We start from the raw sequence: 17,472 nt of genomic DNA, 5'->3' as shown, positions 1-17,472 counted from the left end.
TGAGGGAAACCATGGAATATTTAAGTTATCAGACCGCTAAATTAGAGCAACTGAATGCATTTTGGACTGCGAAAGAAATTGAGCAACAACCAGAATGTTGGAAGAAAACATGGCAATCAGTAAAAGAGAAACGTGCTGATATTGAGGCCTTTTTAGATAAAGCGCTTGCAGTGCCTCATGCACGAATTATTTTAACAGGTGCAGGTACGTCCGCATTCGCTGGAAAAGCATTGGCGCCTATTTTAAGTGGCCATACAAAACGTCGAGTAGATGCGATTGCAACAACCGATTTAGTGGCTGATCCACAAGAATATTTAGCAGAAGATATCCCAACATTATTAATCTCTTTTGCTCGCTCGGGTAATAGCCCTGAAAGTGTGGCAGCGTTAGATGTTGCGACTGAATGTCTATCTCAGTGTCATCACTTAGTGCTGACATGTAATGCAAATGGCAAGCTTTATGAATATTGCCAAAATAACAGTAGTGCATTGGCATTGTTGATGCCTGAAGAATCCAATGACCGTTCTTTAGCAATGACCTCTAGCTTTTCATCCATGATGATGGCGGCAGTGACCATCTTTTTAGGGGATAACGTCTTTAGGGATTCTATTGCACCTTTTTTTAGTCACTATAAAGCACAGTTTAATAAAGCCAATCAAATTATTCGGGATAAATACGCGGGTAAGTTTAAACGAGTTATTTATCTAGGAAGCGGTGGATTGCAAGGTTTAGCGCAAGAAGCTGCGTTGAAAATGTTAGAGCTTACAGCGGGTAAAGTGGTTGCAAGCTTTGATACTCCATTAGGTTTTCGACATGGGCCTAAGTCTATCGTAAATAAAGAAACTTTAGTGGTGATGTTTTTCTCTAATGATCCTTATACACGTCAATATGAGACAGACTTATTACGAGAGGTTATTCACGATAATGCATCAGGCAAGGTGATCGCGATCACCGCACGAAATGATAACGCTTTCTCACCAGAGAGTTTTGTTTATATTCCTGCGTTAGAGAACTGTTCTGATGTGGCGCTATTGTTCCCTTACTTGATGTTGGCGCAATCATTCGCATTTCACAGTTCCATTGCACTAGGGAATACGCCTGATAACCCGTCTCCGACAGGAGAAATCAACCGCGTTGTACAAGGCGTCACAATTTATCCGTTCTCACACAAAAAAGACGACACACAGTCTGCTTTAAATTAATAAAATATAATAAGAGAGCTAATTATGAACACACCTAATATTGTCTGGACTCGCATTGATGAACGTTTACTCCATGGTCAAATCCGCATTACATGGGGTAAACATACCGAAGCAAACCTGATTTTAGTGGCTAATGATGATGCAGCAGAAGGCCCTAATGCCGCATTTATGCAAGCAGGTATGAAAGCGTCAGCGGGTGGTGAGTACGCTGTTCGCTTCTTCTCTATTCAAAAAACTATTGATGTTATTAGTAAAGCATCTCCTCGTCAGAAAATTTTTGTTTTGTGTAATAACCCGAAAGATGTTGCCCGTTTAGTGGAAGGCGGTGTGCCCATTACTCACTGTAATGTTGGCAATATGCATTTTCATGAAGGGAAACGCCAAATTGCGAAAACCGTATCAGTCAATGATGCCGACATTGATGCGTTTAAACGCCTTGTCGCAAACGGTGTGACTTGCACAATCCAAAACACCCCCGATCAGACACCGGTTGACGTGTTAGCGCTAGCATCAGCCTGATAATTTCCTGAACAAAAAACCTGCATTAGCAGGTTTGAGGATTATTTATGATTTTTGAAGCTTCTTTAGTGGCTTTATGGGCCTTCTTTTGCGGTATAGATAAGTATGATGTTGCATTAAATATTCACAGACCATTAATTACAGGGCCTGTTGTTGGCCTGATTATGGGTGATATGCAGGTTGGATTGATTGCAGGTGCAACATTAGAACTTGCTTGGTTAGGACTTGTTCCTAACGCCGGTGCTCAGCCACCAGATGTAACATTAGGCACCATTGCTGCGGTTGCTTTTGCGGTAATGACAAATCAATCACCTGAAGTTGCTATGGGGATTGGTATGCCAATTGCTGTGTTAATGCAAATGTTGGTGATTGGCTTCTTTGCAATGACGGCATTCACTATGGGAAAAGCCGATAGATACGCAGAAAGAGCCGATGCTGGTGGTGTGTCACGGCTACTGATTATCACGATTATAGTACGTTCATTACTCTATGCTTTAGTTGCCTTCGTAACGGTCTATTTTGGTGAACATGCAGCTCAATGGATTGATGAGAATACCCCGAAAGTGTTGCTTGAAGGTTTAGGTATTGGTGCGAAGATGGTTCCTGCTATTGGTTTCGCCATGTTGCTGAAAATCATGTGGTCAAAAGAAGTTGCCGGTGTGTTCTTCATTGGTTTCGTTATGACAACCTATTTAAAACTGCCAATTATGGCGGTCGCTATTTTAGGCGCATCAGCCGCCGCGCTCTACTTCTTCTTTAGTGGTAACAACAAAAATACAAGTCAGCAGAATGAGGATTTCGAAGATGGTATCTGATAACAGCACCGCATTGAAAACGCAGGATAAAACAGAAACAGGTTCTTTGATTGATGGCATTGATGAGTATCAAGATACCACAGTCAGAAAAGTGATCACGAAAGGTGACCTTTGGAAGTGTGCGTTCCGAGGGTTATTTATGGAAGGTAACTTTAACTTTGAACGTATGCAAGGTGGTGGATTTGCCTTCTCAATTATTCCAGCATTAAAGAAGATCCATGGGAATAATAAACGCGATTATGCAACATCACTGAAAAACCATCTGCAATTTTTTAATGCCAGTCCTAAGCTGTTTACCTTTTTATTAGGTACAGCTGTTGCAATGGAAGAAAACAAAGAAAAACCATCAACTGTTAACGTGATGAAAGTAGCAGGAATGGGGCCAACAGGGGGTATTGGCGATGCTATTGACCACATGACCTTAATGCCACTGACATTAGCATTGGGCGCATCTATTGCTATGGAGGGTTCGATTGCGGGGCCTTTTGTTTTCTTCTTTTTATATCAAATTGTGCACTTTTTAGTGTATTTCGGGCTGATGTTTATGGGTTATCGCGCGGGAACCGCTGCGATGGTCAATATGAGTGATGCCACTGAAAAACTGGCTAAAGCCGCCAATATTATGGGGATCTTTGTCATTGGGGCGCTCTCCGCGACCTTTATCAAGGTGCAAACCACCGCCTCGTTAGAGCTGGGAGGAAAGGTGGTCGAGTTGCAAACCGCGCTCTTTGACAAAATCATGCCGAATTTACTGCCTTTGTGCTTAGTTTTCCTGATGTACAAAATGGTAAAAAGCACCGGTTTTTGGGGTAAACCTCCGGTATTGATTTTCTCAACTCTTGCATTTGGCGTTGTCGGCCATGTATTAGGATTCTTATAACAGAGAGCCTTTACCACAGTCGTTATTGTCAATCGAAATACATTATTAACTTGCTATAAACGGGCAGGAGAGTCTTCTGCTGCCCGCAAGGAGTCACTCATGATAGGTCTTATTGTTTCAGGACATCTTAATTTTGCTTCTGGTATGGCATCAGCCGTAAAAGCGATTGCTGGAGAACAGGAAAATATCGCGTTTATTGATTTTGTTGAGTCTATTTCCCCTGATGAATTAGAAGAAAAAATGCGTGAAGCGATTGACTCAATGTCATGTCAGCAATATTTGTTCTTAACAGATTTACCTGGTGGAACCCCTTGTAATCGAGCAATGGCCATTATGATGCAAAATCTTGATGTTGAGGTGTTAGCTGGGGTGAATTTACCGATGATTGTTAATGCCGCTTTTGAACGAGAAGGGTGTTCAACGTCAGAGTTAGTGCAAACGTTACGCGAAATAGGTCAAGAGAGTATTCAGGATATTCGTGAGCAATTGGCACAAATAGACAGCAATGATGCTGATGAAGAAGACGGCTTATGAGTCAGCGATACGCCATTTTGGCAGATAGAACGTTTACACCTGAAGGGATTCGTTATCTCTGTTATGTCTGTGTTAGGGGCGATGTCATTGAATCGATCACCTCGCAAGCACCAACTGATTGCCCCATTATTCGCCTAAAAGGGAAATCATTATTACCCGGTTTTGTGGATATCCATATTCATGGTCGTGAAGGTGCGGATGTTATGGATGCGACTGAGCAAGGGTTGCAAACCATCGCGGATGCTTTAGTGAAAACAGGCGTTGTAGCGTGGGTTGGTACAACGGTTACTGCGCCTATAGATGACATTCGCCTAGCATTATCACAAGTACGTGAGTTCTTATCAAAGCCACAAACGTCCGGTGCGTTGTTGCTTGGGAGCTTTTTAGAAGGGCCTTATTTTACCGAGCGCCATCGAGGCTCTCACCCGGTGAAATATCTAAAAGCACCGACAATATCAGAGTTAGAAACACTACTTGAAAGTGCGGGTGACTCATTATTGCGTGTCGCTGTTGCGCCAGAAGCACAAGGTTCAATAGAAGCGATTGATTGGTTGGTCAATCGAGGCATTAAACCTAGTGTGGCACATACGGCGGCAACTTATGAACAAACGTCAGATGCATTTTTACATGGCGCTGATTGTGGCGTGCACTTGTATAACGGGATGACGGGACTTCATCACCGAGAGCCAGGATGTTGTGGTGCCGTGTTGTATCACGATGTATTGGCGGAATTGATTGCCGATGGCATTCATGTTCATCCCGTGATGATGCAATTAGCGTATCGCATGAAAGGTTACCAACAACTTGCGCTAATTACAGATTGTATGCGTGCAGGGGGATTACCTGATGGTGATTATACGCTAGGTGCTCAAACAGTTAGCGTTACCCAAGGTCAAGCAAAAACTGCCGATGGTTCTTTGGCTGGGAGTACTTGTAGCTTAGATAGTGCATTGCGAAATATGGTGCAACTTGCGCACGTACCTGAGTGGGAAGCGGTACAAATGGCAACTGCGATCCCCGCAGAGTATCTCGGCATCGGCGATAAATTGGGTTATATCAAAGTGGGGCGACAAGCCAGCTTTGCTGTGGTGGATGAGTGCTTTCATCTCACCGATACATTCATCAGAGGAAATCATATTTACTCTGTATCCGGGGAAAATGCATAGCTTTTCTGTTATGCACCCATCAGTAAAAATGAGGTATTTATAATGGAAATTCGTCAGCCAATTCATAGTGAACATGCTAAAAGGCTTGATACAGAAGGACTTCGCAAGGAGTTCCTGATTGAAAACCTATTCTGTGAAGGGGAAATGAATCTCACTTATAGCCATATAGATCGCATTATTGTTGGCGGTATTGTTCCCACAACACAGCCTTTAGCGTTAATGGCAGGTAAAGCATTAGGCGTTGATTTCTTTTTAGAAAGACGTGAGTTAGGTGCCATTAATATTGGTGGTGCTGGTAAAGTAATTGTTGATGGTGAAGTGTTTGATATTGGTGCTCGTGAAGCAATTTATATCGGAATGGGTGCTAAAAGTGTTGAATTTACCAGTGATTGTGTAGAAACACCCGCGCGTTTTTATATGAATTGTGCGCCAGCTCATCATACCTACCCAACGCGCAAAATAACGCAACAGCAAGCATCGCCTGAAAAATTAGGTAATGCAGAAAACTGTAACGTTCGTACTATTTATAAATTCTTACACCCTTCAGTTCTGCCAACGTGCCAATTATCTATGGGGATGACGGTTCTTGAACCAGGTAGTTTATGGAATACCATGCCTTGTCATACCCATGAGCGTCGTATGGAAGTGTATCTCTATTTTGATATGAAAGATGACAATGTGGTTTTCCATTATATGGGGGAACCAACGGAAACTCGTCATTTAGTGGTTCGTAATGAGCAAGCAGTGATAAGCCCTAGCTGGTCAATTCATTCTGGTGTGGGCTCTGCATCTTATACCTTTATTTGGGGAATGGTTGGTGAGAATCAGGTCTTCCACGATATGGATCATGTGGCAATGAAAGATCTGAAGTAACTACGATACGAATAGTTACATTTTCTTCTTACTCTACTTATAAAAAAGGTGTGGCAATGAAGCCACACCTGAGAGGTTACTGCTATGAATTTATTCGATTTAAATGGCAAAGTTGCTATTGTCACAGGTTGTAATACAGGTTTAGGTCAAGGCATGGCTATTGGTTTAGCCAAAGCGGGTGCAGATATTGTGGGAGTGGGTATTCAAGATGCACCAGAAACTCGCCAACAAGTAGAAGCATTGGGTCGTCGCTTTCATTACATTACGCAAAATTTAATGAAACAAGATGGATTACAAGCGCTGGTGGATGAAGCTGTTTCTGTGATGGGGCGTATTGATATTTTGGTGAATAATGCAGGGATTATTCGTCGAGAAGACCTTTTAGAATTTAGTGAAAAAGATTGGGATGATGTGATTGATATTAATCAGAAAACACTATTCTTTTTATCCCAAAAAGTCGCTCGCCAATTTGTAAAACAAGGAGAGGGTGGAAAGATAATTAACATTGCTTCTATGCTCTCTTATCAAGGTGGTATTCGTGTACCTTCTTACACCGCAAGTAAATCCGCAGTAATGGGATTAACTCGCGCATTGGCGACTGAACTCTCTCAATATAATATCAATGTAAATGCAATTGCTCCGGGTTATATGGCAACAGATAACACCGCAGCACTACGCGCAGATGACGTGCGTAATGCCGCTATCCTAGAACGTATTCCTGCAGGACGTTGGGGAACGCCAGAAGATGTTGCTGGTCCTGCGATTTTTTTAGCGTCTAAAGCCAGTGATTATGTTAATGGATACACTATTGCAGTTGATGGTGGTTGGTTGGCTCGTTAATTTCATGGAGAAGTAGGATGGAACACGCTAATACAGAGGCTTTGCAAAAGAATACCGTATTGCAAAATATGAAGCGAGTGTATCGTTATCAATCGGCTAATCAAGTTCGCAGTGTCCGCCGCCGTAGTGGAAAAACCCGTTTTATTAAAGACACAGATTGGGAACGCGGTGTTTTATGGAGTTGTGTCAGTGCAGCATGGCAAGCCACACAAGATGAAGAATATCTTAATGGTGTATTGAATTACACACTACATACTGGGTTTAGAACGGGTCCTAATCCTCGCTTTGCAGATGATCATGTGTGTGCACAAGCTTATCTGGCTATTAGTCCATTGTTTGAACAATCTGAAGTGGTTGAGCCAACAATCAAAGCATTTGATATTATGATTGATGAGCCAAAACCTGGTCGTGAAGACTGGTGGTGGTGTGATGCACTCTTTATGGCGCCTCCTGGTTTTGCTGCGTTAGCTGAAATCACCAATGAGCGACGTTATTTAGATTATATGCACACAGCTTATTGGGATGCGATTGACCATTTACGTGATCCTGAAACAGGGCTTATCTTTCGTGATCATCGCTATATTCCTGATGGTCAAGGCAATGAATTACGTGAAGCTAATGGTGAAAAAGTATTTTGGAGCCGTGGTATCGGTTGGGTTTTAGCGTCGATACCTCGCATCCTAAAATATATGCCTGATGATTATCATGGCCGTGAACGTTATATTGTATTGTTTAAAGAATTAGCGACATCCATCCTAGATTATCAACATGAAGATGGTTTTTGGCGAACCAGTTTACTTGATCCTGATAATTTTCCTGCACCAGAAAGTTCAGCTACAGCACTATTTTGTTATGGACTAGCATGGGGAATTAATCAGGGAGTATTAGAGAAAGAAATTTATTTTCCTGCTTTAAATAAAGCATGGTCGGCATTACAAACCTGTATTCATGACAATGGCATGATAGGTTGGGTTCAACTTCCTGCATTTAACCCTCGTGAAGTGAAGTTTGAACATAATATGGATTATGGTGCTGGTGCTTATTTATTAGCAGGAAGTGAAGTTTTAAATCTTTTGTAATATTGCTAGAGCTTTGATATTGACGCTTTGTTGTTTTTCTTGCGCTTTACATGCCTTCCGCGCAATATTTTCCTATCTAGGATGCCGACCAAAAATAGGGGTCGGCTTTTTTATTTTTAATATAATAAGAGGTAACATAAATCTGTTACCTTTTATTATAAATTTGGGTGCTTAGATAAATACACAACTATTGAATAAGGAAACTGTGGGGGAGCGCTCCCCCACAAGATTAATATAAAGTAAAAGCTATATTAACCTGAATAATTAAATATCCAGTAGTTGGTATGAATAAATAAGATATTTACTCTCTAATAATACGTGGTTCGATATTATCATCGTCACGATAACCAGTCCGATTAAAGAATATTTTTTCATTCCCTCTTGCACTCCGATAAAAATGGAGGCAGAATCAAGTTGTTGGGTTAGATTCGGCCTCGGTTAATGTTAAATAACATAATCGGGGCTTTTCTCTTTCTGGCTTTTACAAAATGCTTGAACCAGATTGATCCAAGCACCCGCGCAGAGCATAGCAAACTATTAAAATGAGACAACATATTTATTATCAATAATAAATCATGCGATTTTTTTTATTATTTTAAATAAGTAATTAATTCGCTAACTGCGCGAGTAAATAAAATAAGAGGTAACGGTAATTTGTTACCTTTTATTATAAATTTGGGTGCTTAGATTAAACCATAATGACTTAATTAGAAAACTGTGGGGGATGACTCCCCCACAAGGTTAGTGTTTATTACTGATAAACTTAACCTGAACATTTATATATTCACTATTAATTGTGAAATTTTCAATTGGATTGTTATAAAATAAAAATATCAGCAATACGGTGATATTTATACTAATAACAATCATACTAATAAGAGAATATTTGTTCATTTTCTTGACAGCTCCTCTATAAGGAGGCAGAATCAAGTTCTCAGGTTTGAGTCCGCCTCGGTTAATATAAATATATTTTCCGGGGCTTTTCTCTTTCTGGCATTTAGCAAATGCTTGAACCAGATTGATCCAAGCACCCGCGCAGAGAATATCAAATTATTTAAATGAGACAACACATTTATTAGCAATAATAAATGTGTCGATTTCTTCGCGTTATTTTAAATTATTAATTAATTCGTTAATTACTTTTAATAACAATAGAGCCTCGATATTTTATATCGAGACTCTTTGTTTTAAAATTTAAGAAGTTGACTTAACTAAATTAATAACAATCGGTGTTGCTTGTATTGTCGTCGTAGTGATAAGTGTATTATTATCCTGATGCTTAATCATAATACCAGATTGAGGTGTCATTAATTTCCATCTTCCTTTTACAGTAATTGTACTATTTACTGGTTGCGATTCTGCTGTGAGCCATTTACGAGAATAAACACTAACTTCAATTTGATTACCTTTATGATCAACTTGATCTGTTTCAATGCCCTGATATAAATTTAAATCAGGGTTAACAATACTTAATGTTAATTGCTGGTTTTGTGTTTTAGCCATAATCATAACAGGTGCATTACTGGATAATATTGTTGCCTCAGGTGAACTTACTTGAGAAGATTCAAAGAAAGCATATCCCTCCTCTTGAGTTAATTTATCTTTTACCGCATGAAGTTGATTATTATGTTGTAATACTGTGTATTCGGGGGCTTTATTATCTTGAGATTCAATCGCTATCGCATACTCATAAGTTGCATCACTAGGTGCGTTACCATGAGAAATAACAGCTGTTGCAAATAATTGTTCTGTAGGTTTTGAATTTCTATCATCAAGTGAATGTTGTTTTTGATAACTAAATTCTACGGTTTGATCTTTAGCGAGCTTATATAAATTACCAGCAGGATCAATTAAGGTATCTGCATTATTTAAAGTTAATCGAGTACCTAATTGATTAACCTCTTTACCATTAATGCTCACTGATTGTAATTTAGGGACGGCAAACTGGAATAATGTTGTTTCTGTCGTATGTTGTTTATCGTTATTTTCAATACCAGAGCCTAAGGCGATAACTCTATTATCAAATAAGAAATAGGATTTATTAGCTCTTAAGCTTTGTTGTTGATATTTACTATGCCCATGTAATTTCATGGCAAACATACTGTTATTATTAAGTGTATTGGCACCAGAATAGCTTTCTGTTGAAAGCAACATTTCTTCAATACCGACGGCTGGTAATTGATTAAGTTTTGCTTCAAGTTCGTGATAGGGAAGATGGATTGTGGTTGTTCCTGGATATCTATTCCAATCCCATCCTGCATGGCTAAATCCCGATTGAGTTAAATCAGCTGGAATAATTTCTAATTGTCCATATTGTAAATAACGACCATAACGATTGTTATTTTCATAACTTTCATTGCCAACAAGATAACGACTAAAACCACGAGCAATTGCAAGCCAGCTTTGCTGTGGTACTTGAATAGAAGCCCTACGCTGTATTGCCATTGAAGCATAGTTCATCGCCCATGCACCAGTGGGTTCATTTTCAGCTTTAATACCGTCAAAATTGTCTTTGTTATCTAATTTTGCATAGGCAGCAGCCAATGTGGTATCTAATTTTTGTTTGCCATCAGGTGTTCCTGCTAATGCCATCCATTTAAATGGAGCAATTCCTATTTTATGTAATCCTGTGGGATGACGGCCACTTAATACCACAGGGATTTGTGTCTCTTTGGTGTAGATTCGCATTTTTAATAACACATCTTTTAAACGCTCATGTGCTGAAGTCGATAAGCGAAAAGGCGAATCGCTCAATGCATAAACACTCGGTGCTAAACCACCAAATGCATCTTTAGCGTAAGCAGGGTAATGCTGTGAATGATGAAAAATAGAACCATCAGGTTTAAAACCACCTGCAATACCTTTTGAACTTAGTATGGTTTTATTTAGCCAGTTTTGCAGTTGTACTAAGGCTTGTTGACGTTGTTGATAATCTGGCAACATCAGTAGGCTTTTTATCATCCACTGTAGTTGTGTGTTAAGAATATCAACGTTTGCATCAATGATTTCATCGTCTTTTTCAAAAATTCGTCCTGTGGCGTTGTACCACATCATCGCTTGTTGAGTCGGTGCTAAAAGGTTATTTTTTGCCAGAATGTGACGACCAATAAACCATGCATCAAAAAGCTCTCTAGTTTGATATCCAACATGAGTAATAATTTGATAACCACTACCTCGTGTAAAACCTTGTTCAAGGACGTAACGAGTTCCTAATAAATAGCGTTCTTCTAATTTTTTTCTATCAGTTGCTGATAAGGAATTACTACGCAAGTAAATGGCAGTTTGAAGAAGCGTTTTGCCCACATCTCTTAACATATTGGTATCAAGTAATGTTTTTTTCGTCTCTTCACTAAATACGCCTTCAACCTTCATAAAGTTTTGTCGGTTAGGATGATCGAGTGCTTTTCCTGTTATTGAACCATCAGCGTGTTGCGTTAATCCTAATTTTTCCCAGAGTGCTAAATTTTTATTAAGCATGTCTGAGGTGATTTTTTTATCAGCATTAATTCCCTGATAATATTCAAAACGCTGATAAATTGATGCCATTTCAGTTTGAGCATCATGAAACTCAGTATTGAAATTTAGAGTTGGATAATGAGCTTTAAACATCTGATCATACATCAGTAAAGCACTCCAGTTTTTACTGACCATCGTGTTTACTGCGTTATTGACGTAAGGAGTTTGATAATCAGGAACGGCCCATCGATTGTCTAAAGGTACACTCATCATAATTTGATCAAAAAAGAGAGTTTCTGCCTGATCTAGGGCAGTTATCACTAATTGTTCAAATTGACCTGTTGCAGAGCCTTGCATATCACGAAAAGGAACAGCAATACCTCGCCATCCCGTAAAATTAAGTTCAGCATTAAAACTTAGTGCAATTTTATTATTTTGTTTAAATGCGAACGTTAATGGGGAAGATTGAGGTTTTTCATTATAAATCCACATCATAAAAGTGAGTGGAGTTGCTGTATTTTTATCATCTTGGTAATTAACAATATTATTTAGCGTTAATGTTGCTTGTGGTTGATATTGCCATTTTAGTGATTGTTCACCATCTTTAGCGCGCTGTTTACTCAGTGATAATTGATTATTATTTGAAGTAATAAGGGTATTAGGCAGTTCATTTTCAAAAAGATAAATATCGCCGAAAGTTTCATGAGATAGAGAGGAGAATGCTTGTGCGGGTAATGATAAACAGAGGCTTAATGTAACCGCGTGGGCTAAAGAGTTTTTTATTAGCATAATCAGATTTCCTGCAAATAAAAAAAGGAACGCAAGGGCGTTCCTTTTAATTAAATCATGGGAGTGGTGAGAGTTTGATTTCTTGTGGAATACCAAAGTAGCTGGTAAAAGTCAGTTCAGTGTTATCACCTGAAAGGTTATATTTCACTTCACTATTTTTATCAGTAGGCTGCCATTTTCCGTTGACGACGACATTGATAGTAACAGCCGTTGCTGCTTTTTGGCGTGTCATATTTAAATCAGGTGTCACAGCACTGACAATAAGAGTGTCTTTTTGTCGATGAGTCATCACAATCGCGGGTTTATCAACTTTTTTGATCCACTTATCTTCAATTGAAGCAGGCTGATAAAAGGCATATCCCGTCACATTGCTGAGTTTATCGTAAATAATATGAACATCTTTATCTTTACGAACAACTTGATATAACCCATTATTTTCACGAAATTTCTTTGCCATCTCTCCCATTTTTTCAGGAGTCGCATCTAAAAAGACCATATACTCATAATTGGAATCTTTAGGTTGAACGCTGTGATCAATCCACGCTGAACTGAAGTTTCCTTCTGTTGGTTGGCGATTTTTATTTTCAGCCGAAGTCTGGTGTTGACGACTGACATTCACTTTTTCAGCTTGAGTAATTAAATAACCATTACCGTTGCTATCAATTAACCAATCACCTTGTTTAAGTGTTGTTTGGTAAGGAATGGCTTCGATTTTTTGTCCATTAATCCAAATGGTATTTAATGTTGGAGTAATGGCATGTTGGAATAAGGTGGTCTCCACATTTTTATTTTTATCACTACTATTTATATTACTACCAATAAAAATTAAGTGATTATCAGCGGCTAATACACTTTTTTTGGCAGTGAAGTTAGGATCAAAACGCTCAAGATTGGCGGGATAAATAAGATCGAATGCCATCATCCCATATTTACCGTCAAGGGCGGATGTTCCGCTAAATCCACGCTCTCCACGTTGCATTAACGTATGAGGTTTAGGGCTGTCTAATTCTTTAAGAGGAAGGTGGATCGTCGTCGCTCCTGGCATTCGATTCCAATCCCAACCTTCTTGCTGATAGCCCTGTGAAAGCTGCGAACCATTACTCACTATTTGAGCGACACCATGACTTTGATAACGACCATAACGGTTATCTTTGTTATAAATTTCAGATGACCAAACATTGGTGTTATAAGCTTTCAGTGTCACCATTTTATCTTGCCAACGATGAATACCAAAAGCACCACCATTAAAGGCATAGAAGCCTTGAGGTAAAGCCGCTGGCGCAATAGTTTCTCCAAAAATAGCACTCGATTCATTTTGTGTTTTATCACTTATTGCAAGATAAATAGACGCGAGTGTTTTATCTGGAGACGGTTTTGCAGACATGGCAAGCCAGTAGTAACCTTGAGCGACTGATTTTAACGAAGGTGAGTTAAAAGGATGCCTTCCAGCAAGAGGTAATCCAACTTCTGAATTACTGTAAATCCACGCCGATACCATCGCTTTTTTCAAGTTATCCCAACCGCTTTCACCAACGGCAAATGGAGTACTACGTAATAAATAAATAAGCTGAGAGGCATTTTTAAATGCAGGGAAAGAGTAGCCCGGATAGTTGCCTTCATGTCGCCACGCCGTACCATCAGGGCGTAAACCATCTTTACTACCCGGCGGTACTTGAGTTAATGCGCCAGTAATGTAATGACTGAAGGTATTAACTAAGTTGATACGTTTTTGATCATCAGGTTCTAGCAGTAATAAGGCTAAGTGCTGACGAGATAAGGTGTTGAAATAGTCTAAATCTGAGCTGTTTGCTCCTACTTTCATATCAAAACTACTTTTAAACTCTCGTGAATACCACAATAATGAATCATAAACTTGAGTTTGTAGATTTGCTTCTTTTAAGGCATCAGACATTAATAGTGTAGAAATATACCACCAACGAGAACTGTATCCCCAATGATGGGTTGTGACTAATGCACTCCCCTTAACAAAGCCTTGGTCTAATAAGTGCTTTGTCATTAATAAGTACATTTGTTTTAATTGGGCTTTTTGTGTCGGATCTTTTTCAAGAACATAAGCACGGCTGATATTAAACATTAATGTTGTGTAGTTACCAAGAATGACATAATTATCAAAAAGTGGCTTATCTTGAGAATTAAGGTTTTCTGGCTGATAAATAATAGTTTGTTTATCCGTGATCAGATGCCGCCCTTGTGTTCCACCATCTGCTAGGGCGTGAATATTGAGTGCATCAAAATCACTTTTTAATTTACTAATATTTTCTTCTAGCGCGAGATTTGTCTCTTTTTCACCGCCAACAAATTCGTTAATCAGACGCTGGCGAATAAGATCAACCGCAGCTAAGTTTTCGGGCGTTGCTGGCAACTGAGGTTGTACGTTATGAAACTGAATTTCTGGTTCTGATAAGCGAGTTTTTACTTGATAATCAGACCATTGGTAGCGAGCATCATCGATAGAAAACATGATCCGATCGATATAGATTTCACCTTGTCCCACATTAGAAGGGGCTTTAAATCGTAGGCTATCAACATTAGCCCCTAAAGATCGACCAATACTATCTTGAGAGCCATCAGAGGAGGTATTGATTGCATTTAAAGTCATCTCTCGATTTTCAAGATCGTTATTTAAAGAGACACCCACAGCACGCCAGCCCGTGAAATTTAGTTTTACTTTAAATCCAGCCTGAGCTTCACTGATTGAATTAAGTTTTTCTCCTAGGTCGATAGTGAGATAGCCATCAATGGGTTTTTCGTTATAAAGCCAAAATGATAAAACAGGTGTAGATGCGCGTCCCCATGCTTTAGACGCTTCTTTATCTGTTGGTACAATAAGCTTTTTATGTAAAGTAAAGCTACTTCCACCTTTCCATTTCCACAAAAGGGATTGGCTTCCCATAATGCTACGCTTATCAGATAACGTCAGTGTTGAGTTTTTATCTGTTGTGAAATCAGCTAACGGGTTATTTTGGGCAAAATGATAGATTTCTGACTGCATCAGATTTTTAGGAGCAAATGCAGGATTACTGGTGGCTGCCATCGCGTTATAAGGAGCTGATAATAGCCCCAATGTTATAGCAAGTGCAGTAAAGCGAAATATCGGCATTATTTTTCTCCTTAGAAACGCTGGCTAACAGTGAAACCAATGCGTCCTTCATTAAATTTGTCATAACGCTGATAGCCCATTGTTGTACCTAAATTCAACGACTGGGTAATATCGAGATTGGCACCTAATTCAGCACTCATGATGTCACCACCAACACGATTGCCTTTAATATCAAAGGTACTTCCTCCAGTATTAAAATAGGTGAGGCTATGACGTTGATCGATATGATTATCACCTGCTATATCTTTGATATAACGCAGATTAAGAGAAGGGGTTAATTTGCCATAAGAGGTTTGATAGGTATTCCAAAATGCTACTGAACCACCGAGTTGATTGACAGCATAGCGTTGGCCATAAGTACGCATTGATAACGCCGAACCTGTTTCTTCCCAAGAATCAATATTGAGCCATTGATACTGGTAAGTCAGCATCGGTTTAATATGGATGAAATCAAAATCAAAATAGGTTCCAGCATTAATCTGATAACCCAATTGCACACCAGAATAATCACCTTTTGCTTTGGTATTTCCTTCCCATCCAGTATTGCCACCGATATCTCGCTCACTATCGACAGTGTAATAACCAATATTTAAATTACCGTTTAGGAATAATGTGTCACTATACCAACCGGTGTAAGGCATAAATTCAAAATGGCTAATTTCTTTGCTTGCGTTACGTTGTTTTGCATCAGCCTTTGCATAGTTATAAGCAAAAGAAACACCGATAAGAGCATCTTGATTAATTTCATAATCAGCGCCGATTTGAATACCAGTACGATAAGTGTTGTAACCGTTAATGCCACCTTGATTACTTTGTGTGCCGTAACCGTACAACATATTAGCCCAACTATTCCAGCCAGCTTCTTTTTCTTCAATAGGTAATTGGTTATCATAGCGTAAATAACGATGTGCAATATTATTGCGCATATCTTCAACCATGATTAATCCCGCTTGAATATCACTACCATCAGCGATAGGAGCTAAATCATTCGATAATGCAGCAATATTATTATCGTCATTTCCAGCCGCGACTAATAAACTCAAAGCCTCATCTGAAATTTGGCTACGTGTATTATTAAACTCATTTAAAACCGTTGGAATAACAAAATTAGCTGCTGCTAATCCATTTTCATTGACACCGCCTCGTTCAGCCGCACTAATAAAATTATTGCCACCTTCATAGCTAATTCCATAACGTGCAACTAATTGATTACCACTAACACCACCACTAATATTAGGCGGTGTAGTTTCTAACCATGAATCTGTTTTTTCTAATAAAGGAGATACATCGGGTGCAATGGCATTGGCGTCAGTAACCGTAATTCCAGCTTCATCTTTAATCGCTGAATTGGAAGAAATCAAAACAATATCTTTATTTATAATGTTATCGACACTGGTGCCTTTAAAATCCAATTTGGCTTGGCTGCCTTTTTTAAAAGTGACATCACCGTCAACATGAAGAATAGTTTCATTAGTATTGGTATTATCATCAATACGGAAAATTAACTGGCTATTTTCCTTATTCAGGAAATTACCTTCCCAGTTAATCGTTCTGTCTTTTCCTTGGATAGTCAAGTTGCCGTGGTTTTCAATTAACGGAACACCGGTAATTTTATATCCGTCAAATAGCGCATTTTGAGAACCACCTTGATAAGCAAAATTTATTTTAGTATCAGCATGCCCATTTCCTAAAATATCACCGTGGATCTCACCATTTACATCACTTCTAAAACCTGTTTTCAGTGTACTAAAATCAATAGCTGCAGTTTTTCCTCGAATAATGGCACCGTCTCTTACATAAACGCCAGTACCTCGTTTAGGAAAATCACCTTCAACCAATATGGCTGTACCATTTTCACTGGTCACATTAGCACCATTTAAGTTGATGTTACTGCTAAAAGAAGCTCCTTGATTTATCTTGATGGCACTTGCGCCATCACCAGTCACAGTAATGTTTTTTGTAATTGCTTGAGCTTTATATTCTGTTGATGAGCCATTAAAGACAACGCCATCACCTTGAGAAACAGTGACATCTTTATTTATTTGAACTGTATTACCGTCATTAACATTAACCGTTTCACAGATATTTAAAGTGGGATCACATTCTGTCGCCCATGCTGAACCATAAATAGCTGATAAAATAGCAGTGCTCAAAAATAACAATTTTTTATTTTTCACAATATAACTCCATGAACAATT

General features: G+C 39.0%; 12 protein-coding genes. 9 read left to right on the top strand and 3 right to left on the bottom strand.

What is annotated here, in order from left to right; genetic code table 11:
* Window positions 1-11 precede the first annotated feature (11 nt).
* From CUB63_RS07815 to CUB63_RS07775, 9 genes are all read left to right on the top strand, one after another.
* On the top strand, window positions 12-1,202 hold the full coding sequence (locus tag CUB63_RS07815; protein ID WP_109847815.1) for an SIS domain-containing protein: 1,191 nt from the start codon (window positions 12-14) through the stop codon (window positions 1,200-1,202).
* A gap of 24 nt (window positions 1,203-1,226) precedes the next feature.
* Window positions 1,227-1,721, top strand: a complete 495-nt coding sequence (gene agaV, locus CUB63_RS07810) for a PTS N-acetylgalactosamine transporter subunit IIB (RefSeq protein WP_072063422.1) — start codon at window positions 1,227-1,229, stop codon at window positions 1,719-1,721.
* A 47-nt stretch (window positions 1,722-1,768) separates the two neighbouring features.
* The gene (agaW, locus tag CUB63_RS07805; RefSeq protein WP_006533840.1) at window positions 1,769-2,536 is read left to right on the top strand and encodes a PTS N-acetylgalactosamine transporter subunit IIC; all 768 of its coding nucleotides are present in this window, start codon (window positions 1,769-1,771) and stop codon (window positions 2,534-2,536) included.
* Window positions 2,526-3,416, top strand: coding sequence for a PTS system mannose/fructose/sorbose family transporter subunit IID (locus tag CUB63_RS07800; protein WP_072063421.1), 891 nt, complete (start codon window positions 2,526-2,528; stop codon window positions 3,414-3,416). Before agaW ends, CUB63_RS07800 begins: the two co-directional genes overlap by 11 nt.
* A gap of 99 nt (window positions 3,417-3,515) precedes the next feature.
* A complete protein-coding gene (gene agaF, locus CUB63_RS07795; protein WP_109847814.1) occupies window positions 3,516-3,950 on the top strand; it encodes a PTS galactosamine/N-acetylgalactosamine transporter subunit IIA in 435 nt (144 codons plus the stop codon).
* A complete protein-coding gene (gene nagA / locus CUB63_RS07790) occupies window positions 3,947-5,116 on the top strand; it encodes an N-acetylglucosamine-6-phosphate deacetylase (protein ID WP_109847813.1) in 1,170 nt (389 codons plus the stop codon). Before agaF ends, nagA begins: the two co-directional genes overlap by 4 nt.
* A gap of 42 nt (window positions 5,117-5,158) precedes the next feature.
* Window positions 5,159-5,989 carry a 5-dehydro-4-deoxy-D-glucuronate isomerase gene (gene kduI / locus CUB63_RS07785; protein ID WP_006533834.1) on the top strand — a complete coding sequence of 277 codons (831 nt, stop codon included), beginning with the start codon at window positions 5,159-5,161 and terminating at the stop codon, window positions 5,987-5,989.
* Window positions 5,990-6,073: 84 nt separating this feature from the next.
* On the top strand, window positions 6,074-6,829 hold the full coding sequence (gene kduD / locus CUB63_RS07780; RefSeq protein ID WP_006533833.1) for a 2-dehydro-3-deoxy-D-gluconate 5-dehydrogenase KduD: 756 nt from the start codon (window positions 6,074-6,076) through the stop codon (window positions 6,827-6,829).
* Window positions 6,830-6,846: 17 nt separating this feature from the next.
* The gene (locus tag CUB63_RS07775) at window positions 6,847-7,908 is read left to right on the top strand and encodes a glycoside hydrolase family 88/105 protein (protein ID WP_006533832.1); all 1,062 of its coding nucleotides are present in this window, start codon (window positions 6,847-6,849) and stop codon (window positions 7,906-7,908) included.
* Between the two features lie 1,194 nt (window positions 7,909-9,102).
* Here the strand turns inward: CUB63_RS07775 and CUB63_RS07770 are convergent.
* Genes CUB63_RS07770 through CUB63_RS07760 form a run of 3 tightly spaced genes read right to left on the bottom strand, consistent with a single transcriptional unit; the run spans window position 9,103 to window position 17,451 of the window.
* The gene (locus tag CUB63_RS07770) at window positions 9,103-12,153 is read right to left on the bottom strand and encodes a chondroitinase family polysaccharide lyase (protein ID WP_109847812.1); all 3,051 of its coding nucleotides are present in this window, start codon (window positions 12,151-12,153) and stop codon (window positions 9,103-9,105) included.
* Window positions 12,154-12,208: 55 nt separating this feature from the next.
* Window positions 12,209-15,274, bottom strand: a complete 3,066-nt coding sequence (locus tag CUB63_RS07765; protein WP_109847811.1) for a chondroitinase family polysaccharide lyase — start codon at window positions 15,272-15,274, stop codon at window positions 12,209-12,211.
* Between the two features lie 11 nt (window positions 15,275-15,285).
* Window positions 15,286-17,451, bottom strand: coding sequence for an autotransporter family protein (locus CUB63_RS07760; protein ID WP_109847810.1), 2,166 nt, complete (start codon window positions 17,449-17,451; stop codon window positions 15,286-15,288).
* Window positions 17,452-17,472 lie beyond the last annotated feature (21 nt).

The organism is Proteus penneri (assembly GCF_003144535.1).
GTDB classification, from domain to species: Bacteria; Pseudomonadota; Gammaproteobacteria; order Enterobacterales; family Enterobacteriaceae; genus Proteus; species Proteus penneri.
This window is presented reverse-complemented; position numbering and strand designations above follow the sequence as displayed.